Annotated in this window: 13 protein-coding genes; 9 read left to right on the top strand and 4 right to left on the bottom strand. The window is 71.0% G+C overall.

Features of this window, described 5'->3' with window-relative positions; all coding sequences use genetic code 11:
• Positions 1 to 147: 147 nt before the first annotated feature.
• The 6 genes from RS86_RS09390 to RS86_RS09365 all read left to right on the top strand — a co-directional run bounded on the left by RS86_RS09390 (position 148) and on the right by RS86_RS09365 (position 9485).
• Positions 148 to 2205 carry an ABC transporter ATP-binding protein gene (locus RS86_RS09390; protein ID WP_200892781.1) on the top strand — a complete coding sequence of 686 codons (2058 nt, stop codon included), beginning with the start codon at positions 148 to 150 and terminating at the stop codon, positions 2203 to 2205.
• Positions 2202 to 3152 carry an ABC transporter permease gene (locus RS86_RS09385; RefSeq protein WP_045271973.1) on the top strand — a complete coding sequence of 317 codons (951 nt, stop codon included), beginning with the start codon at positions 2202 to 2204 and terminating at the stop codon, positions 3150 to 3152. The genes RS86_RS09390 and RS86_RS09385 overlap by 4 nt, the downstream gene beginning before the upstream one ends.
• Positions 3149 to 4054, top strand: coding sequence for an ABC transporter permease (locus RS86_RS09380; protein ID WP_045271972.1), 906 nt, complete (start codon positions 3149 to 3151; stop codon positions 4052 to 4054). The genes RS86_RS09385 and RS86_RS09380 overlap by 4 nt, the downstream gene beginning before the upstream one ends.
• A 185-nt stretch (positions 4055 to 4239) precedes the next feature.
• Positions 4240 to 6093: an ABC transporter substrate-binding protein gene (locus RS86_RS09375; protein ID WP_045271971.1), complete on the top strand. Its 1854-nt coding sequence runs from the start codon at positions 4240 to 4242 to the stop codon at positions 6091 to 6093.
• 63 nt (positions 6094 to 6156) lie between these two features.
• The gene (locus RS86_RS09370) at positions 6157 to 7410 is read left to right on the top strand and encodes an erythromycin esterase family protein (protein WP_052680187.1); all 1254 of its coding nucleotides are present in this window, start codon (positions 6157 to 6159) and stop codon (positions 7408 to 7410) included.
• A complete protein-coding gene (locus RS86_RS09365) occupies positions 7407 to 9485 on the top strand; it encodes a prolyl oligopeptidase family serine peptidase (RefSeq protein WP_045271970.1) in 2079 nt (692 codons plus the stop codon). Before RS86_RS09370 ends, RS86_RS09365 begins: the two co-directional genes overlap by 4 nt.
• Here RS86_RS09365 and RS86_RS09360 read toward each other — a convergent pair.
• From RS86_RS09360 to RS86_RS09345, 4 genes are read right to left on the bottom strand one after another with little or no spacing between them, the layout of a single operon-like run.
• Positions 9469 to 11079 carry a PucR family transcriptional regulator gene (locus RS86_RS09360; RefSeq protein WP_045271969.1) on the bottom strand — a complete coding sequence of 537 codons (1611 nt, stop codon included), beginning with the start codon at positions 11077 to 11079 and terminating at the stop codon, positions 9469 to 9471. The genes RS86_RS09365 and RS86_RS09360 overlap by 17 nt on opposite strands.
• Before the next feature lie 19 nt (positions 11080 to 11098).
• Entirely contained in the window at positions 11099 to 12226 is a 1128-nt protein-coding gene (menC, locus tag RS86_RS09355; protein WP_045271968.1) for an o-succinylbenzoate synthase, read from the bottom strand.
• The gene (locus RS86_RS09350; protein WP_200892780.1) at positions 12223 to 13131 is read right to left on the bottom strand and encodes a GNAT family N-acetyltransferase; all 909 of its coding nucleotides are present in this window, start codon (positions 13129 to 13131) and stop codon (positions 12223 to 12225) included. Before RS86_RS09350 ends, menC begins: the two co-directional genes overlap by 4 nt.
• Positions 13128 to 14291, bottom strand: a complete 1164-nt coding sequence (locus RS86_RS09345) for a M20/M25/M40 family metallo-hydrolase (protein ID WP_045271967.1) — start codon at positions 14289 to 14291, stop codon at positions 13128 to 13130. Before RS86_RS09345 ends, RS86_RS09350 begins: the two co-directional genes overlap by 4 nt.
• 625 nt (positions 14292 to 14916) lie before the next feature.
• Between RS86_RS09345 and RS86_RS09340 the strand changes: the two genes are divergently transcribed.
• The 3 genes from RS86_RS09340 to RS86_RS09330 all read left to right on the top strand — a co-directional run bounded on the left by RS86_RS09340 (position 14917) and on the right by RS86_RS09330 (position 19624).
• Positions 14917 to 16860 carry an ABC transporter ATP-binding protein gene (locus tag RS86_RS09340; RefSeq protein ID WP_045271966.1) on the top strand — a complete coding sequence of 648 codons (1944 nt, stop codon included), beginning with the start codon at positions 14917 to 14919 and terminating at the stop codon, positions 16858 to 16860.
• Complete coding sequence (locus tag RS86_RS09335; RefSeq protein ID WP_045271965.1) at positions 16857 to 18665, top strand: ABC transporter ATP-binding protein; 1809 nt, start codon at positions 16857 to 16859, stop codon at positions 18663 to 18665. The genes RS86_RS09340 and RS86_RS09335 overlap by 4 nt, the downstream gene beginning before the upstream one ends.
• A gap of 113 nt (positions 18666 to 18778) precedes the next feature.
• Positions 18779 to 19624 (top strand): hypothetical protein, encoded by an 846-nt coding sequence (locus RS86_RS09330; RefSeq protein ID WP_045271964.1) that lies wholly within the window; start codon positions 18779 to 18781, stop codon positions 19622 to 19624.
• The last annotated feature ends 13 nt before the right edge of the window (positions 19625 to 19637 follow it).

Below are 19637 nucleotides of genomic sequence, written 5' to 3'. Positions count from 1 at the left end.
CTGCTCCGGGCGGCGCGAATCGTCCCAGAGGACGAAGGGGGAATGCTCCGTTCGATCGAGCGGACGAACCGGGCGCGACCGCGGTGTCGCAGGATCATGGAAGAACAGGGCCGGTCGCGTGGAGCGGCGGGCGCAAGGGAGCGCGCAATGCTGACGATTCGAGACCTCTCGGTCGAGATCCGCACGGGAGAACGGACCGTGCGTCCGATCACCGGCGTCGACCTCGACCTCGCCCGCGGCGAGACCCTCGGCATCGTCGGTGAGACCGGATCCGGCAAATCGATGACAGGCCTGTCGATCATGGGGATGCTGCCGAGCGGATCCACGATCACGAGCGGCTCCATCCGCTTCGACGGCGAGGAACTCGCAGGGATGGATCCGCACGCGTACCGGGCGCTGCGCGGACGCCGGATCTCGATGGTGTTCCAGGACTCGCTGACGGCGCTGAACCCCACCCAGCGCGTGGGCGACCAGGTCGCTGAGCCGCTGCTGCTGCACGGCCTCGCGCGCAGATCGGAGGCGCTGCGCCGGGCCGAGGAGATGCTCGCGCTCGTCGGCATCCCGCGTCCGTCCGAGCGCATGCGCGACTATCCGCACCAGCTCTCCGGCGGCATGCGTCAGCGCGTGATGATCGCGATGGCGCTCATCGCGGAGCCCGATCTGCTGATCGCCGACGAGCCGACGACCGCTCTCGACGTGACGATCCAGGCGGAGATCCTGGAGCTGCTCGGCCGGCTCAAGGAGCAGCTCGGCATGGCGATGATCCTTGTCACGCACGACATGGGCGTGGTGGCCCGGCACGCCGACCGGGTCGGCGTCATGTACGCCGGACGACTCGTGGAGACCGGACCGACCCGTTCCCTCTTCAGGAGCACGAGGCATCGCTACACCCGCGCGCTGCTCGACTCGATCCCGTCGCTCGCCCAGGACCGCGGTCTCGAGCTGTTCTCGATCCCCGGCTCCCCGCCGGATCCCGCCGAGATGGTTCCGGGATGCCGGTTCGCGCCGCGCTGCGCGGCCGCCACGGAGCGCTGCCGGACCGAGCGTCCGCCGCTCGAGGGCGACGGCGGGCATGTCTTCGCGTGCTGGAACCCTGTCATGGGGGCGACGGCGGTGGCCCAGCGGCGCGCGCTTCCGCTCGCGCACGCCGTGCCGGCATCGGCGGAGCCCCGGCTCGAGGTCGTCGATCTCGTGCAGGAGCATCCCGTCTCGGGCTGGGCGCCGAAGGGGCGACGGCGCACCGTGAAGGCGGTCTCCAGGGTGAGCTTCGCGGTGCGGGCGGGGGAGACTCTCGGCCTCGTCGGGGAGTCCGGATGCGGCAAGTCGTCGCTCGGGCGCATGCTCGTCGCCATGGATCGGCCCACCGCCGGTGAGGTGCGTCTCGAAGGGGCGAAGGTCTCCGGTGTGCGGCGGCGCGAGCTCGGCGCCCGCAGGGCGAAGCTGCAGATGATGTTCCAGGACTCCGGCGCCGCCCTCGACCCGAAGATGACGATCGGCACGATCCTGCGCGAGCCCCTCGCGATCCAGGGCGTCGGCACCCCGGCCGAGCGCACCGAGCGCGCGATCGCGCTGCTCGACAGCGTCGGTCTCGGCCCGTCCATCCTTGAGCGGTATCCGCACGAGCTCTCCGGCGGGCAGCGTCAGCGCATCGGCCTCGCCAGGGCTCTCGCGCTCGACCCCGACGTCCTCGTCGCCGATGAGCCGGTGAGCGCCCTGGACGTCTCGATCCGCTCGCAGGTGCTCAACCTCATGCGCGCCCAGCAGCGCGAACGCGGGCTGAGCAGCGTCGTGATCTCGCACGACCTCGCGGTCATCCGCTACCTCTCCGACCGGGTCGGGGTGATGTACCTCGGCAAGATCGTCGAGGTCGGCGCGACCGACGACGTCTACGAGCGGCCCGCGCACCCGTACACGGCCGGTCTGCTCGCGGCGGTGCCGATCGCGGATCCGGATGCTCCGGCGCCGGCCGGTGCCGAGCGCGTGCGCGGGGAGCTGCCCAGTCCGCTGGATCCTCCCAGCGGCTGCCGGTTCCGGACGCGATGCCCGCTCGCGACCGAGCTGTGCGCGACGGTGGAGCCGACGCTGGAGGCTGTCGGCACCGGTCACGACGTCGCCTGCCACTTCCCGCTGCAGCCGAAGACCGCGGAGAAGGTCGGTGTCCAGACCGCGGATGCGGACCGGACCGAGACGGAGGCGACGGCATGATCTCCTACCTGCTGCGGCGGATCCTGATCTCGCTGCTCGTGCTGATCGGCATCTCGATCGTGATCTTCGTGATGCTGCATCTCATCTCCGACAGTCCTGGTCGGGTCGTGCTCGGGCCGCAGGCCTCGGCGGCCGCGGTCGAGGCGTTCAACCGCGAGAACGGCTTCGATCGCCCGCTCTTCGCGCAGTACGTCGACTACGTCGTGCAGTTGCTGCACGGCGACCTCGGGCGCTCCTACAAGCTGAACGAGGAGGTTTCGGTACTGTTCGCACAGAACGCCGGACGCAGCGCCGTGCTCTCGCTGTCCGGCCTCGTGATCGCGTTGCTCATCGCGATCCCGCTCGGCATCCTGCAAGCGGTCCGGCGGAACACCGTCGTCGACCGCGCAGCCACCGGCATCGCCTACCTGCTCTATGCGACGCCGTCTTTTCTCGTCGCGCTCCTGCTGATCGCGCTACTCAGCCAGCTCGTGCCGCTCTTCCCCGCGGAGGCCTCGCAATCCACCTCGCCCTGGGTCGTGTTCACGGATCCGCGCGCGATGGCTCTGCCGCTGATCACGCTCGCCCTCACGAACGTGGTCGTCTTCTCGCAGTACCAGCGCTCCGCGGCGCTCGAGCAGCTCGGCATGGACTACATCAAGGTCGCCCGCGCCAAGGGAGCCCCGGAGCGGGTCGTGCTGATGCGGCACCTACTGCGCAATGCCTGCATCCCGCTCATCACGCTCGTCGGCGTCATGATCCCCACGCTGCTGGCGGGCAACCTCATCGTCGAGTCGGTGTTCAACTACCCCGGGCTCGGCCTCCTGTTCCTGAACAGCCTGCACCGCGAGGACTATCCGGTGCTGCTGGCGTACACGCTCATCGGTGGCGCGCTCACCGTGCTGGGCAACCTCCTCGCCGACCTCGTGGTCGCACGCGCGGACCGACGGATCGAGCTGAGCAGATGACCACCGCACACCCGGAGATGTCGGAGAAGACCGACGTCATCGTCCAGACCGCGACGGCGGCGCGCCCCCTCGCCGCCGGCGCCGTCCTGCGCGCGCTGCGGCGCAGCCCGATGGCCGTGGCGGGAGCGTCGATGCTCGTGCTGCTCGTCCTGTTCAGCTTCGCGGGGCCTCTGCTGTATCCGACGAACCAGACCGACGTGAACCTGCTCGACGCGCTCCTGCCGCCCGGCGAGGGCTACCCGCTCGGCACCGATCCGAACGGTTTCGACGTGCTCGGCCGGCTCATGCTGGGCGGGCAGGTGTCACTCGAGATCGGTCTGCTCGCCGCGGTCTTCGCGACGACTCTCGGCACGGTCTACGGCGCGGTGGCGGGTCTCGCAGGCGGCGTCGTCGACGGGATCATGATGCGGTTCGTGGATGTCCTGCTCGCGATCCCCTTCCTGTTCTTCGTGCTCATCATCGCGGCGCGCTTCACGGCGACGCCCCTCACGCTGAGCCTGGTCATCGGAGGCTTCTCCTGGCTCGTGTCTGCGAGGCTCATCCGCGGCGAAGTGCTGTCATTGAGGGTGCGCGAGTTCGTGCAGGCCGCGCGCCTCATGGGCGCGAGGGATCGCAGGATCATCTTCACGCACCTCATCCCGAACACGTTCGGCGTGATCATCGTGAACCTCACGTTCCAGGTGGCCGATGCGATCCTCGTGATCGCGGCGCTCGGATTCCTCGGCTTCGGGCTGAGCTATCCGGTCACCGACTGGGGCAGCCAACTCTCGAGCGGCGTCGTATACATCACCGCGGGGAACTGGTGGCTCATCTACCCCGCCGGCCTGTGCATCGTGCTCGTCGTGCTCGGGCTGAATCTGCTCGGCGACGCCCTGCGCGACGTGCTCGACCGGCGCCGATGACTCCGCGCGGGGGTGTGTCCGACCAGACAGGAGCGCCGCGCGGAAACTGTCCGGATCTCTGAACGGGCCGCGTCGGGCGTCCTGCACTCTCGAAGCACCGGATCCGACCCGCGGCGGGCCCCGGATCCCGAACACCCGAAACGGCCCGCCCGACGAATCCCGACCACCCGAAGAAGGAGCACAGCATGAACGCGCAGGTTCCCCGGAGGCGAAGAAGCCTCCTGATCGCGCTCACGGTCGCGGCCGCGCTGATCACGACCGGCTGCACGGCCGGCGCCGCGAAGGTCGACCCCTCCCAGTACCGCACGATCCCGGCGGCGAGCGGCAAGAGTGTCGACGGCGGCGTCGTCACGATCGCGATGACGCCCGGTCTCGCGCCGAACTACATCTTCCCGTACCCGCCGGCGGAGGCGAACGGCGCGGTGATCGGCAACGACCTGATGTGGCGGACGCTGTATCGGGCCGATGCCGATGGCAAGAGCAATGCGGACACGAGCCTCGCCACGGCGCCGTCCTACAGCGACGACGACCGCACGGTGACGATCTCGATGAAGAAGAACAGCTGGTCCAACGGCAAGCCGGTCACCGCCGGCGACGTGGTCTTCTCGCTCGGCATCCTCAAAGCCGCCGTCGCCCAGAGCGCGGCCAACTGGGCGTTCTACACGCCGGGGCAGTTCCCGGACGGGGTGACCGCGACCGCGCAGGGATCCGACACCGTCGTGCTCACGCTCGAGAAGGCGTACAACCCCGCCTACCTGGAGTCGCTCCTGCAGCAGCTCGTCGTCATCCCCTCGGCGGACTGGAGCATCGCGACGACGGGAGGACCCGTCCTGGACTACACGGATCCCGCGAACGCGAGCGCGATCTACACGTTCCTCACCGGTCAGTCCTCGGACCAGGCCACGTTCGCCACGAACCCGCTGTGGCAGGTCGTGAACGGCCCGTACTCGCTCAAGAGCTTCGAGCCGACGACCGGCTCGTTCTCGCTCGCGCCCAACAAGGCCTACGCCGGGCCGGGGAAGCACACGCTCACGCAGGTGGACTTCAAGGCGTTCACCTCGGCCGCAGCGATCTACAACCAGTACCAGGCCGGCACGATCACGGTCGGTCGCCTCGACTCGAGCTACTCCGCCAAGATCGAGGACCTGCGCAAGAAGGGCTACAACGTCTACGCGGCCCCGGCCCCCGCGCGGTCGGATCCGCTCGTGATCAACTTCGCGAACACGACCGGCGGCTTCGACAAGATCATCGCTCAGCCCTACATGCGCCAGGCCCTGCAGCACCTCGTCGACCAGCCCGGCTACATCAAGAGCCGCGGCGTCTACAACGGCGCCGCGAGCGAGAACTACGCCACCGTCGGTCTCGGCTCGGCATTCCCGCCCGACTTCGGCGACAAGGCGCCGTACCCGTTCGATCCGAAGGCGGCGGAGAAGCTGCTGACCGCGCACGGCTGGAAGGTCGACAAGGCAGGCACGACGTGCGAGAAGCCGGGATCGGGATCCGATCAGTGCGGCGAGGGGATCGCGCAGGGACAGAAGATCTCGTTCACGCTCGCCTCGGCGAGCTCGCCGAGCTACGTCGGAGCGCGCGACCTCGCGTTCTCCTCGGAGGCGAAGAAGATCGGGATCGACGTGAAGGTCGTCTCGAAGTCGCTCAACTACATGTACGAGAACTACACGAACCCCGGAGCACCGGCGAACACGAACGAGTGGGCCATGCAGGACACGGGCCCCCTGGTCATGACCTCGTATCCCACCGCGAACGGCGCCTTCAACACGGACGGCAGCTTCAACCTCGGCAGCTACAGCGACACCGCGGCGGACAAGGCGATCGAGGCGAGCGTGTTCGGATCCGATCCGAAGGCGCTGAGCGCGGAGACGACGCTCCTGTCGAAGGATCTGCCCGTGCTGTTCCTGCCCACCCCCGACAACCTCATCGTGTGGAAGAGCGCTCTCTCGGGCCCGCCGGACACGTTCGAGGGACTGCTGAAGTTCATCTACTCCCCGGAGCAGTGGTACTTCACCGAGAAGCAGAAATAGCGGATCCGTGGACGGGGCCGGTCGGATCAGGCCGGTCCCGTCGCGGTGAGAGGATCATCCCCGATGCGTGAAACCCCCCTGACGTACCTCCGCCCGTTGGCGGCCCCTGGCGAGCCCTGGGATCCGGAGTCGGTGCGGGCCCTCGTCGGCGACGCGCGCATCGTGCTGGTCGGCGAGGGCGCGCACGGGATCGATGATTTCGCCCGGCTCGGCGACGGGTTGTTCCGCACGCTCGCGACCGAGCTCGGCTTCACGGCCTTCGTGCGCGAGTCGGGTTTCGCGGAGGGGCTGGCCGTCGACGCGTGGGTCCAGGGCGGTCCGGGCGAGGTCGAGGACGTCGCCCGGACGGGGATCACCTACGGCTTCGGCGCATCCGAGGCCGTCCGGAGCCAGCTCGCGTGGATGCGCGCCGAGAACCTCCGCCGCCGCAGTCCTGGGCGTGTACCGCTGCACTTCTGGGGCATGGACCTGCCGGGATCGTCGACCTCGCCGGGCGTCGCAGTGCGGGTGTGCCTTGAGCGCATTCCCGCTCACGACGGCGACGAGGAGTTGCGGCGCATCACCGACCTCGGCGGGCGCACCGAGGCGGCGATCGCCTGGGACGGCCTGGACGACGCGGCGCGGGCGACCCTCCGCGATGGCATCGCCGACCTGTGTGCACGTGTCGACCGCGAGGGCGACGACGTCGCGCGGCGCAGCGCGGCGACCCTCCGCGCGTTCCTCGCGGAGCTCGCCTGGGACGGCGCGCCCGGCGCCTATCCGCGCGAGCAGCTCATGGCCGACACCGTCGCGTGGATCGCGGAGCGCGAGGAGCGGATCCTGGTCTTCGCGCACAACGCCCACGTGCGCCGCGAGCCGCTGCACGGCCGCCCCGCCATGGGCACGTTGCTGCACGACGGATTCGGCGACGCGCTGCGCGTGATCGGCATGACCTACGGCCACGGCCCCGTCGTGTCGTTCGCGGAGCGCTCGTCGCGGCCCTTCGACTGGGAGACGACGCTCTCGGAGCGCGAGCCCGCCCCGGACTCGCTCGAACACGCCCTGGACCGGCTCGGCGACGTGCTCGTCGACCTTCGTGCGGCGCCCTCGGGGCTGTGGGACGACGTCGCGGGCACGCACGCGGGCGGAGGGATGGATCCCCTCGCCGACGTGACCGTCGCATTCGACGCGGTCGCCCATCGGCACAGGGCCTCGCTCGTGCCGGGCCATCTCGACCGGCTGCGGGCGGAGTTCGGGCCGGGCGTCCCTGAGCTCGACGCCGTGCCGCACCGTTCCGAGACCACGGTCGCCACCGTCTCACAAAAGGATCTCGGATGAGCGCCGCACCGGACACCCGCACGCAGGACACGGTCGAGATCGTCGCCGGCATCGCGGTGCCGGATCCCTACCGCTGGCTCGAGGACGACGCCGCGGTGCCGGGCGAGGTCGCCGACTGGCAGCGGGCGCAGGCCACGTATGCCGAGGAGACCATCTGGGCGGGACGCGACCGCGACGCCGTGCGCGCCGTGGTCGAGCGCAGCCACGCGGGCGCCTGGCCGGAGCTGCCCCGCAGCGGCGGCGCGCACTGGTTCCGGGTCGAGGGGCGGAAGCTGCAGGTCGCGGACGAGCCCTACGGCCCCGGGCGGAGCCTCGTGGATCTCGCCCGCTTCGACGGGCCGGGACGCACCGCGGTGCTCAGCTGGTTCGCCCCCTCGCCGGATGGCACGGTGCTCGCTCTCGGCGTGTGCACGGACGGCAGTGAGCACAACAGGGTGGAGCTCGTCGACGTACGGACCGGCACTCGCCGCGACGACGCACCACCGGAGCTGCTGCACAGCTCCTGGGGCGGCGGGATCTCATGGTTCCCCGACAGCACGGGCTTCGCGTTCCTCGGCCTCGGCGGCACCGCCCACGACTTCCGCCAGGTCGTCTACCGGCGCAGCCTCGGCGATCACGGGCCCTCCGCGATCGAGGACGTCCCGGTCCCGGAAGGCTCCCGCGAGTACACCAGGATCCAGTTCTCCGCAGATGGACGCTGGGCGGTCGCGGCACACCGCGTAGGCACGCCGTTCCCGGTCGCCGTGCGAGATCTCACCGATCCCGGCGCCGGCTGGCGGCCGTTCCTCGCGTCAGGGCCGGAGACCGTCGTAGGGCACATCGTGGGCGACAGGTACGTCGCCGTCACCGATCTGGACGCGCCGCGGCGCCGGCTCGTCGCGATCCCCTTGGATGCCGCGGATCCGGCGGATCCGTCCTGCTGGACCGAGCTCGTGGCGGAGAGCGACACGGTGCTGCGCGCGGTACTCCCGGTCGGTGACGCGCTCTACCTCAGCGAGTTCCACCGCACCGCCGCGCGGGTGCGGATCCTGGACGCGGACGGAGCCCCACGGGGCGTGGTTCCTCTGCCAGGGGAGGGCGCGCTCGCCGCCCCGTTCTTCCCACTCACCGGGCTCTCCGCCGAAAGCCGGGACGGATCCTTCCTCTTCGCCTTCTCGACGCTCACCACGTCGTGGGGCGTCTACCGGCATCGCCCCGGCGGCGCGCTCGAGATCCTGCAGGAGCCGGAGATCGCGATCGACGCGACCGCGGAGATGCGCGAGGCGATCGCCGAGGACGGCACCCCGATCCCCTACCACGTCGTCCGTCCGCACGGCTCCGCGGGCCAGGCCCCCGCCCTGATCACCGCCTACGGCGCCGCGGGCATCCCCACTCTTCCGCAGTACCAGCCGGATCTGGCGGCGTTCCTCGCCTCGGGCGGCACCGTCGTGCAGGCGTACCTGCGCGGAGGCGGAGAGTTCGGCAGCGCATGGTTCCGCGCCGCGGATCGGGAGCATCGCGGCACCCGCGACGGAGACCTGATCGCCGTGGCCGAGCACGTGCTCGCCGAGGGCGTCGCGGCCCCGGGCCGGCTCGCCCTCACGGGAGGCTCCGACGGCGGCCTGATGTGCGGCAATGCGATCACCGCGCGCCCTGAGCTGTGGGCCGCGGTGCTGCCGCGCGCCCCGCTGCTCGACCTCGTCGGCGGCTTCCGCAATCCCTATCTGGAGTTCGTGATCCGCAAGGCCTGGGGTGATCCAGAGGATCCGGTCGACGTCGCCCGCATGATCTCGCTCTCGCCCTACGAGCGGGTGCGCCCGGCGGAGTATCCGTTGCTCTACGTCGAGGCGGGGGCGAACGACCCCCGTTGCCCGCCGTGGCAGGCGCGCAAGTTCGTCGCGCGGATGCAGGCGGCCCAGCGCGGGGAAGCGCCGATCCTGCTGCACGTGTACGAGAACGCGGGACACGGATCCGGAACCGGGCACGACGTGATCGTCGCGCAGGACGCGGCCTGGCTGGCGTGTCTCCTGGGATCGCTGGGCCTGCCGGACCCCGTGGTCGCGGATCCGGCGGCGGAGTTCAGCGCTCGGGATTGATGGCGCGCAGCCGCAGCTGCATCATCGCGCCGAAGCGGGCATTCGGATCGTCGAGGTCGATGCGGCCGACCTCGGCCACGCGGCGCAGCCGGTAGCGGAACGTATTGGGGTGCACGAACTTCGCGGCGGCGGCGACGCCGACGTCGCCGAATGCGTCGAGCCAGGCCTCGAACGTCTCGGTGAGGCTGCTGCCGTGCGTCTCGTCGTAGGCGAGCAGGCGCGCGAGCGGTCCGGACGGGATGTCCCGCGCGGGGCCGGTGAGCTCGAGCAGCAGGGCCTCGGCATGCACCTCGTCGAGGCGGGCGACCTGCCGGTCCACGATCCCGGCGCGCAGCACCCGCAGCGCGCGGTCCGCGCTCGCCCGGGACCGGGGGAGGAGCGCAGTCTCCGCCACCACGACCCCGACGCCGATGAGCGGCCGCAGCGCCGAGCGCATCCTGGCCAGGAACTCCGTCGCGACGCGCACGGCGCTGTCGCCCTCATCGTCGGCGTCGGCTGCGGACGCGAGCGGCAGCACTCCGTAGGCGACATCGCCGACGAGGCCCGAGACGGAGCGCGGGTGCGCGAAAGACAGATGCACGGCGAACGCGTCGGCCACGCGCTTGCGTTCCGCGGCGAGGTGCGCGTGCGACAGCTGTTCGGCGGCGGGGTCGTGCAGCGTGAGCGCGAGCACGACACCGGTCTCCTCGCGGAGGCCGAGGCGGTGCACGGCCTCTCCCGCCGAGGGGCCGCCTCCGAGCGCGGTGCGCAGCAGGTCCGCACGCAGTCGGCGCTCGACGTCGGCGTCCGTGCGCTGCCAGACCATGTGCATGGCCACGAGCTTCGCGGCGTCGTGCAGGGATGCGCTCCGCTCGGCGGTGAGCGAACCCGCGGTCCAGATCGTGCCGAGCACCTCGTCCCCCGCGCGCACGGCGATCGCGGTGCGCACCTCGTCGCCGTCGGCTCCCATGGCGACCTCGACGGGCCACTCGCTCCGGGCGATCTGCGCGAGCGTTCCGCTCTCCTCCAGCGCACGCGCATCCTGAGACGGCAGCGGCCGCGCGCGGATGCCGGGAGCGCGCTGCTGCTCGGGGCCGTTCGAGAAGGCCAGCAGCTGCGCGTTGCGGTCCTCGATCGTGACCGGCGACTCCAGGAGCGCCGCGATCGCGTCCGCCACGGCGAACAGGTCGCCTGCGAGGATTCCACCGAACGTGACCGGCCGCGCCTCGTCCGGGTCCCCCGGCGTCATGAGCGAGCGGAGCATGCCGGCCAGGTGCGCCCAGGTGGTGCTCGGGTTCAGCGCGAGCACCACGACGCCCGTGGCTTCGGCTTCGGCGCGCAGGACGTCGTCGGCGGCGAAGGGCGCGCGCACGACGAGCGCGGTGACGCCGGCCTGCGCGAGCAGGGGGAGCAGGCGTCGCACGAGCGCCGGATCCTCGACGCCGACCCCCATCACGAGCGAGTTGCGCGGGGCGTCCGGCTCGTCGCGGGGGTCGTGGATCACGATCGCCTCGACCGTGCGCTCCCGGACGACCGTGCCGCACACGACGGTGAGCAGGGTGGTGTCCAGCGCCTCGAGCACGCGCACCAGCGTGACCTGCGGACGATGGTTCATCGGGGGCACCTTCGCGACGCTAGCACGCGCCGGAGACGGCCCCCGCGAGCGGGATCCAGGCGCGGGAGACGGTCACCTCATCGAGCACGGCCGCATCCGGCGTCACGCCGATGCCGGCGCCCGTCGGCACGGTCATGTGCCCGTCCTCGAGGCGGAACGGCGGCGTCATATCCGTCTCGTAGTAACGCTCGGAGGCCGAGGTGTCGCCGGGCAGGGTGAAGCCGGGAAGGGCGGCCAAGGCGAGGTTGGCGGCGCGGCCGATGCCCGTCTCGAGCATTCCTCCGCACCACACAGGCACGCCGTGCGCGACGCAGAGGTCGTGGATCCGGCGGGACTCGAGGTAACCGCCGACGCGACCCGGTTTGATGTTCACGATGCGGCAGGCGCCGAGCTCGATCGCGTGCGCGGCGTGCGCGGCGGACAGGATCGACTCGTCCAGGCAGATCGGCGTGCTGATCCGCCGGGCGAGCATCGCATGCCCGCCGAGGTCGTCGGCGGAGAGGGGCTGCTCGAGCAGGGAAAGGTCGAACGCGTCCAGCTTCGCAAGGTGCTCGATGTCGGCTCGGCCGTAGGCCGCATTCGCGTCGACCTGGAGCAGGATGTCTCCGAAGCGCTCACGCACGGCGCGCACGGGCTCCAGATCCCATCCGTGCTCGATCTTCAGCTTGATCCGGACGTATCCGTCGGCGAGATATCCGTCGACAGCGTCGAGGAGCGCGGGGATGGTCGGGGTGATGCCCACCGAGACGCCGCACGCGACCCGGTCCTTCACCGCCCCCAGGTGGTAGGACAGCGGCACGTCGCGTGCGCGGAGGTCCGCGTCCAGGATCGCTGTCTCGAGGGCGGCCTTCGCCTGGCGGTGTCCCTTGAACGGCGAGAGGATCCCGGCGACCCGGTGGGGATCCAAGTCGCCGCGGCCTCCGAGCGCCGGCACGAGCACATCGGCGAGCAGCGCGGCCGCGGCCGGTGTGTACTCCGAGCTGTAGAGAGGCAGGGCACTCGCGCCGCACTCGCCCCAGCCCTCGCCGTCGGCGCCGACCGCTCGCACGAGCACCGCCTCGCGCACCGTCTCGGTGCCGAACGAGGTGCGGAACGGCGACACCAGCGGCATCCGGATGGTGTGGATCTCCACGCCTTCGAGCTTCATGACTTCTCCTGTCCGTCGATGATGTACCAGCCCGCGCGGTCGAAGCCGCGCACGGTCGCGCCTTCCGCGAGCAGCCCGCCCATGACGTCGCGCAGCGCGATGCGCCAGTCGGCCGCGCGCCGCGGATCCGTTTCGCGCATGCTCTCGATGTCGGCCGGGACGCCGACCAGCACCGTGCCTGCGCCGAGCGCTCCGCGTCGCGGCGCTTCGGAGTCGTCGGGCCGCAAGGCGATGCCCGCGCCCGCCGCGCGGGCCGCTGCGGCGTCGACCAGGTGCGGGCGGTGCGCTGCCGCGCCGACGACCTGCGGGGAGCGCAGCTCCCACCGCACGAGGATCCGGTCCGTCTCGTCGCCGCGGTTGATGCTGTCGTCCAGGGAGCCGTAGAGCCGCGGCAGATACGTGCCGACCGAGGCGGCGAGCTTGCCGAGGTTGAAGTGCGCATTGCGGCGGATGAGGGGATCGTAGGTCCAGGTGATCGTGTCGATGTCGCGGCGCAGGGCCCAGGCGCGCTGGTGCAGTTTGAGGGCGAAGCCGAGGTGGCGCCCTCGCACGCGCGGCATCGTCCCGGCGATGTGGCTGTGCAGGGTGCGTGCGGCGGGTGGGCCGAAGAAGCCGAAGCAGGCGCCGACGAGGTCCCGCCCTTCGACGGCGTCGTCGAAGGCTCCTGCGACGTAGTTGCCCGCCTGCACGAGAGCGCGCAGCATGTCGGCGGTGACCGGAGGGTTCGTCGCACCCGTGTCCCAGATGCCCTCGTACAGTGCCCGCACGGCCGCGAGGTCGCGCATGTCGTCGAGCAGTCGGATGTCGACGCCCGACGTCGCCTCGGCGGCCGCGGCCGCCCGGTCGGCGCCCTCGGCCACGTTGTCCTGTTCTTCCGCGACGACGGAGGAGGTCGCGCTCATCATGCGGAGGCCGTGATCGAAGCGGACGCGGTCTTCGCGGATGCGGTCGGATCCGGTCGGTCGAACGGTGCGGAGCGGATGTCCTCGATGAGACCGGCGAGCAGCCGCGTCCGCGGTTCCAGCTCGGCGATCAGCACGTGCTCGTGCGCAGCATGCGCTCCGGCGCCGACCGCGCCGAGGCCATCCAATGTCGGGGTGCCGACGCCCGCGGTGAAGTTGCCGTCCGAGGCCCCGCCGACGCTGATCCCGGTGAGCGGAGGCAGTGCGAGCCGATCCGCGACCCGCTGCGCCCGCCGGAAGAGTTCGGCAGAGGAGTCCGCGGCGAGCGGGGAGCGGTTGATGCCGCCATCGACCACGACGCGGGCGCCGTGGATCCGCGGCGTGAGCGCGAGCATCCCCGCGTGCACGCGCTCCTGTTCCGCGGCGGAGAGGGCGCGCACGTCGACCGAGAACGAGGCCTGTGCGGGGACCGTGTTCGTCGTCGTGCCGGAGGTGGTGCGCGTCGGGGTGACGGTGGTGCCCGCTTCGGCGTCGCCGAGCAGCGCCACGGCCTGCACCTGATGTGCGAGCTCGAGGGTCGCGTTCACGCCCTGCTCCGGATCGAGCCCGGCGTGCGACGCGCGCCCGTGCACCGCGATCTCGTAGCGCGAGACGCCCTTGCGCGCGATCTTGAGCGCCCCCTCGGGGCCCGCCGCCTCGAGTACGAGGGCGGCGACCGAGGCGCGAGCCTCGTCCTCGATGAGCGCTCTCGAGGTGGTCGAGCCTGGCTCCTCGTCTCCTGTCACCAGCACCGTGATCCCGGCGAGGTCGGTCAGCTGCGCGAGCGCGTGGAACGCGATCACGAGGCCGGCCTTCATGTCGAAGCATCCGGGGCCCGCCAGAGTCTCGTCGTCGGCGCAGGCAGGCAGCTCCTCGAGCGAGCCGACGGGCCAGACGGTGTCGTGGTGGCCGAGCACGAGGATCCTCGGCCCGCCCGGGAAGCGCCAGCGCAGGTGCGTGCGTCCGTCGATCACGATCCGCTCCGGTGCCGCGCCCAGATGGGTCGTGCCCAACTCGGCCACGGCGTCGGCGCTGCGAGCGACCGCGGCGAGGTCGTCGGACGGCGACTCGCAGCGGACGAGGCGCAGGATCTCCGCGACCATCGTCTCGACGGGTTCCGGCATAGCGGCTCCTTAGGAATCGGATCGTGCTCCCATCCTGGTGAGGCCGGTCCCGCGTCCGACTGTCCGCTCCGCCGAAACCCGATGCCTCGGTTGATCCGATCCGACGATCGGCCGCCGCGCCCGCGACCGCCCGTGTCGTCCACGCCCCCTCCTGTCACCCGCGCCCCCTCGTGTGGGCGAGCACAGGAGGGGGCGCCGGCACGCAGAGGGGGCCTCGACGTGCCGGGCGGATGCGGGCGGATCCGGCGGATCGGGAATGACGCGGGGACGGTGCGCGCTGTGTTCAAGAACGGAGAATCAGCCGGGCGCGGACGTGCAGCTCGGTCTCGCGAGGAGCGTGAGATCGGTTTCGGGAAAACGCTTGCGCTCAGGCGGCTCATAAACATAGGCTGGACGGCTGTCGCGTCAACCGACCCGGCGGCCGTCGAACCGAGGAGGACACCATGCCCACGATCAACATTGCGTCGTCGATCAGCGCTGTCACCGGTTCGCTCTTCCTTCCCGCCGAGGACTGACCGCTCCGGTCCTCCTCGGCCCACACCGGCCGCTCATCGCACGGATGCATCGCATCCGCTCCTTCTTGTCCCCTGTCATCCCCTGATGCGATACGTCACTGCTGAGAATCATGCCTAAAGAATCCTCGTCATCGTCCACCGTCCCTCTCTCCACGCCCCGTGCGCTCGCGCGGCTGGCTCCCTTCGTGAAGCCGGTCGCCGGTCGCCTCATCGGCGGCGGGCTCTCCGCGCTCGCCGCGGCCGTGATCGCGCTGTGCATCCCGCTGCTGCTGCAGGTCGTACTGGAAGGCCCCATCGCGACCGGCGAGATCGGCGCCATCATCTGGGGCGCCGTCGCTGTGACCGTGCTCGCCCTCGGCGAGGCCCTCATGGTGTGGCTGCGCCGGCAGTTCGTGCTCAACCCCGCCACGCAGGTGGAGTACCGGATGCGCACGCAGCTGTACTCGAGCCTGCAGCGCCTGCCGGTCGCGTTCCACGACCGCTGGCAGTCGGGCCAGCTGCTCAGCCGCATGATGCAGGACATCGGCCTCATCCGCCGCTGGCTCGCGTTCGGCCTCGTGCTGCTGGTCGTCAACTTGCTCACGATCGTGATCGGCGCGGCCCTGCTGTTCCGCTGGCACTGGCTGCTCGGCACGATCTTCCTCATCACCGCGGTGCCGCTGTGGATCTCGGGCTTCCTGTTCGAGAAGCGCTACGGCGTGCTCACCCGGCGCAGCCAGGACCAGGCCGGCGACCTCGCCACGAGCGTCGAGGAGAGCGTGCACGGCATCCGCGTGCTCAAGGCGTTCGGGCGCGGCAAGCACGCGCTCGTGAAGTTCGCGCGCCAGGCGGAATCGCTGCGCGAGACCGAGCTGAGCAAGGCCCGCTCGGTCGGCTGGATCTGGTTCTGGCTCGTGCTCATGCCCGAGATCGCGTTCGCGCTCAACCTCGTCGCCGGAATCTGGCTGATCGCGCAGGGCGCGTTGAACGCGCCGGAGCTGTTCGCCTACTTCGCGATGGCGACCGTGCTTCGCTGGCCGATCGAGTCGATCGGCTTCCTGTTCTCGTTCATGCTCGACGCGCGCACGGCCACCGATCGCGTGTTCGAGATCTACGACGAGCAGAACACGATCACGGATCCGGAGAGCCCGGTCAGCATCGCGGAGCCCCGCGGCGAGCTCGCGTTCGAGGGCGCCCGCTTCCGCTACCAGGACGCCCGCCCGCACGAGCGCGACCTGCTCGACGGCATCGACCTCGTGCTGCGCCCCGGCGAGACCATGGCGCTCGTCGGCATCACCGGATCCGGCAAGACCACGCTCACGACCCTTCCGACGCGCCTGTACGACGTGACCGGCGGAAAGGTGACGCTCGACGGCGTCGATGTGCGCGACTTGACCCTGGCCGAGCTGCGCACGCACATCGCGATGGCGTTCGAGGACGCGACGCTGTTCTCGGCCACCGTGCGCGAGAACGTGCTGCTCGGCAGGGCCGATCTGGACGTGCACAGCGCCGAGGCGGAGCGGGTGCTCCGCGAGGCGCTCGACGTCGCCCAGGCCGGCTTCGTCGACACGCTCCCCGAGGGCGTCGAGACGATGATCGGCGAGGAGGGGCTGAGCCTCTCCGGCGGACAGCGTCAGCGGCTCGCGCTCGCGCGCGCCGTGGCGGCCAAGCCCAAGGTGCTGGTGCTGGACGACCCGCTGTCGGCGCTCGACGTCGACACCGAGGCGCTCGTCGAGGAGGCGCTGCGCCACGTGCTCGCCGAGACCACGGCGCTCATCGTCGCGCACCGCCCGTCGACCGTGGCCCTCGCCGACCGTGTGGCGCTGCTGCAGAACGGGAAGGTGACGGCCGTGGGCGCGCACTCGGAGCTGCTGCGCACGAGCGCGCACTACCGGCACGTGATCTCGAGCCTCGAGGCCGAGGAGGCCGCACGCACCGGGGCGATCCCCGTGGTCGCCGGCGCCTCCGTCGCCGAGGCCGCCACCACGGCTCCCAAGGCCGCTCACGGAACACCGCCGTCATCCGACGGCGCGGCGAACGATACCCACGCCGAGAACGAGGAGGTGCAGGCATGAGCGTCATCGGAACCCAGGACGAGGACCGCTCCGACCTCACGAACGAGGAGAGCAAGGCGATCCGTCGCCGCTCGCTGCGGCTTTTCGGATCCCTGATCGCGCCGCTCAAGGTGCAGATCACGCTCACCGCCCTCGTGCTGGTGATCTCCACGGCCGCGCAGGTCGCCGGTCCGGCGCTCGTCGCCTACGGACTGAACACGGCGCTGCCGGCGGTGCTGAAGCACGCGGACTGGATGCCGACCATCATGGTCGGGGTCGTGTTCCTCGTCGTCGGCACGGTCGGATCCGCGCTGATCGGCTGGTACGCCGTGCTCACCGCCCGCATCACGCAGGCGGTGCTGCTGGACCTGCGCAAGCGCATGTTCCTGCACACCCAGCGGCTGAGCCTCGAGTTCCATGAGAGCTACACCTCGGGCCGGATCATCTCGCGCCAGACCAGCGACCTGGACTCGATCCGGGAGCTGCTCGACGGCGGTCTGAACCAGCTCGTGTCCGGGCTCCTCTACGGGCTCTTCACGTTCATCGCGCTCGTGCTCGTGGACTGGGAGTCCGGCGTCGTCCTGGTGCTCGCCGGCATCCCGCTGATCTACCTGATGCGCTGGTTCTATCAGCGCTCGCAGCTCGTCTACCGCGAGTCGCGGGTGATCAGCGCGAAGGTCATCGTGCAGTTCGTCGAGACCATGACCGGCATCCGCGCGGTGAAGGCGTTCCGCAAGGAGCCTCGCAACGACGTGTCGTTCCAGGAGGTCGCCGGCGACTACCGCGATGTCAACCGCCGCTCGATGCTGCTGTTCGGCACGTTCGAGCCCGGGCTCATGGCGGTCGCGGCGCTCACCCTCGGCGTGGTCGTGGTGTGGGGCGGCACCCGCATGGCGAGCGGCGACATCGGGGTCGGCATCCTGCTGGCCGCGGTGCTGTACGTGCGCAACTTCTTCGCGCCCATGCAGGAGATCGCGATGTTCCTGAACTCCTTCCAGTCCGCCACGGCGGCGCTGGAGAAGGTGTCGGGCGTGCTCGACGAGGTCCCGACCGTTCCGGATCCGATCAAGGCGGTCGATCTCTGGGAGTCGAAGGGCCTCGTGCGCTTCGACGAGGTCGAGTTCGGCTACGCCCAGGACCGGGTGATCCTGCCCGACTTCTCCCTGGACATCCCCGCGGGGCAGACCATCGCCCTGGTCGGCACGACCGGCGCGGGCAAGTCGACCCTGGCGAAGCTCGTGTCGCGCTTCTACGACCCTACAGCGGGCGCCGTGACGCTCGATGGGGTGGATCTGCGCGATCTGCACCCGAAGGACCTCCGCCGTGCGATCGTCATGGTCACGCAGGAGGCGTACCTGTTCAGCGGCACGGTCGCCGACAACATCGCGCTCGGCAAGCCCGACGCGACGATGGAGGAGATCCGGGCCGCGGCGAGGGCCGTGGGCGCCGATGCGTTCATCGACTCGCTCCCCGACGGCTACGAGACCGACGTGAACAAGCGCGGTGGACGCGTCTCGGCGGGGCAGCGACAGCTGATCTCGTTCGCGCGCGCCTTCCTCGCCGACCCGGCGGTGCTGATCCTCGACGAGGCGACGGCATCGCTCGACATCCCGTCGGAGCGGCTGATCCAGGACGCGCTGCAGACGCTGCTCGCGGACCGTACCGCGATCATCATCGCGCACCGTCTGTCGACCGTGGCGATCGCCGACCGGGTGCTCGTCATGGAGCATGGCCGCATCATCGAGGACGACGCCCCCGACGTCCTCATCGCCGGCACGGGCAAGTTCGCCCAGCTGCACGCCGCCTGGCAGCAGACGCTGGTGTAGGGACACGGGCGTCGCGTTTTGCAGGACGTCTGCACTTCTGCAGGATGGATCCGGAGGATCTGTCCTGTGGAAGTGCGAATGCCCTGTGGAAATGTGATCGGTAGGCTCGAGGCGTGGATCCCTTCTGGGCGGTCGCCGCGGAACTCTGGTGGATCGCGCCGGTCATCGCCGGCGCCGGAGCGGTGATCGTGCTGGGTGCTCGCCGCGGTGCGGCTGCCGGAGGACGTCGGCTCGGCTACGACGCCGCACGCCTCGATCTGCAGTCCGCGCAGCGGGCGGCTGCTGAGGCCCGTGTCGCGGTGCGCGTCGCCCGGGCGGAGCTCGCCGGCCGCGTCGCCGGGCGAGCGGCAGGGTCCGCTCATCCGGTCGAGGTGTCCGATGCCCGCCGCGCGCTCCGCGACGCCGAGGCCGGCGCGAAGGCGGCGTCGGCGTCGGTGCGCGCCCGGCGCGCGCAGGTGGAGGCCGCACGGGCCGACCTGGCCCTGAACGCGGATCCGCAGCGTCGCCCGCTGCCGCGCGCGATCGCGGCCCACGACGCCGTGGTGGCGCGCTGGATGGCCTACGAGACGGATCCCGCGAAGCTCATCGCATACCCGACCATCGGCGACGCCGGCGATCCGTCGACCGCCGCGTTCCTGCTCGCGCTGGACGAGGCCCGCCACTCACGCCCCGATCCCGCCCGCCGGATCGCCCCGGCCGAGTTCGGCGCCTACCGCGACGCGGTGACCCGGCTGGAGCGTGCGTTCGACACCGCCGAGCGCGATGCCCACGCCCGCGCCGAGGGCCGGGATCCTGAGCGCGAGCGTGCATCGCGCGCGACGGGCTGGCAGGACACCGCCCAGCAGGTGATCTCGATGTCGGCCGACGCCCTGGACCGCGCGGCCGATGCGGCGGCCTCGGCGATCGCGGCGTGGAACGCGCGCGAGCGCGGGCCGAAGCAGCGCAAGGAGCGCGACTGAGCGCACGCGGCGC

Origin of the sequence: Microbacterium azadirachtae, assembly GCF_000956505.1 — a bacterium.
Lineage (GTDB): Bacteria > Actinomycetota > Actinomycetes > Actinomycetales > Microbacteriaceae > Microbacterium > Microbacterium azadirachtae_A.
Note: the sequence above shows the minus strand (reverse complement) of the source record. Positions and strands in the feature narration are given on the sequence as shown.

Excerpts from the sequence above, each read along its gene's own strand:
- RS86_RS09375 (WP_045271971.1), top strand. The coding sequence starts at position 4,240 with ATGAACGCGCAGGTTCCCCGGAGGCGAAGAAGCCTCCTGATCGCGCTC.
- RS86_RS09370 (WP_052680187.1), top strand. The coding sequence starts at position 6,157 with ATGCGTGAAACCCCCCTGACGTACCTCCGCCCGTTGGCGGCCCCTGGC.
- RS86_RS09340 (WP_045271966.1), top strand. The coding sequence starts at position 14,917 with ATGCCTAAAGAATCCTCGTCATCGTCCACCGTCCCTCTCTCCACGCCC.
- RS86_RS09390 (WP_200892781.1), top strand. The coding sequence starts at position 148 with ATGCTGACGATTCGAGACCTCTCGGTCGAGATCCGCACGGGAGAACGG.
- RS86_RS09380 (WP_045271972.1), top strand. The coding sequence starts at position 3,149 with ATGACCACCGCACACCCGGAGATGTCGGAGAAGACCGACGTCATCGTC.
- RS86_RS09365 (WP_045271970.1), top strand. The coding sequence starts at position 7,407 with ATGAGCGCCGCACCGGACACCCGCACGCAGGACACGGTCGAGATCGTC.
- RS86_RS09360 (WP_045271969.1), bottom strand. The coding sequence starts at position 11,079 with ATGAACCATCGTCCGCAGGTCACGCTGGTGCGCGTGCTCGAGGCGCTG.
- RS86_RS09335 (WP_045271965.1), top strand. The coding sequence starts at position 16,857 with ATGAGCGTCATCGGAACCCAGGACGAGGACCGCTCCGACCTCACGAAC.
- RS86_RS09385 (WP_045271973.1), top strand. The coding sequence starts at position 2,202 with ATGATCTCCTACCTGCTGCGGCGGATCCTGATCTCGCTGCTCGTGCTG.
- menC (WP_045271968.1), bottom strand. The coding sequence starts at position 12,226 with ATGAAGCTCGAAGGCGTGGAGATCCACACCATCCGGATGCCGCTGGTG.
- RS86_RS09350 (WP_200892780.1), bottom strand. The coding sequence starts at position 13,131 with ATGATGAGCGCGACCTCCTCCGTCGTCGCGGAAGAACAGGACAACGTG.
- RS86_RS09345 (WP_045271967.1), bottom strand. The coding sequence starts at position 14,291 with ATGCCGGAACCCGTCGAGACGATGGTCGCGGAGATCCTGCGCCTCGTC.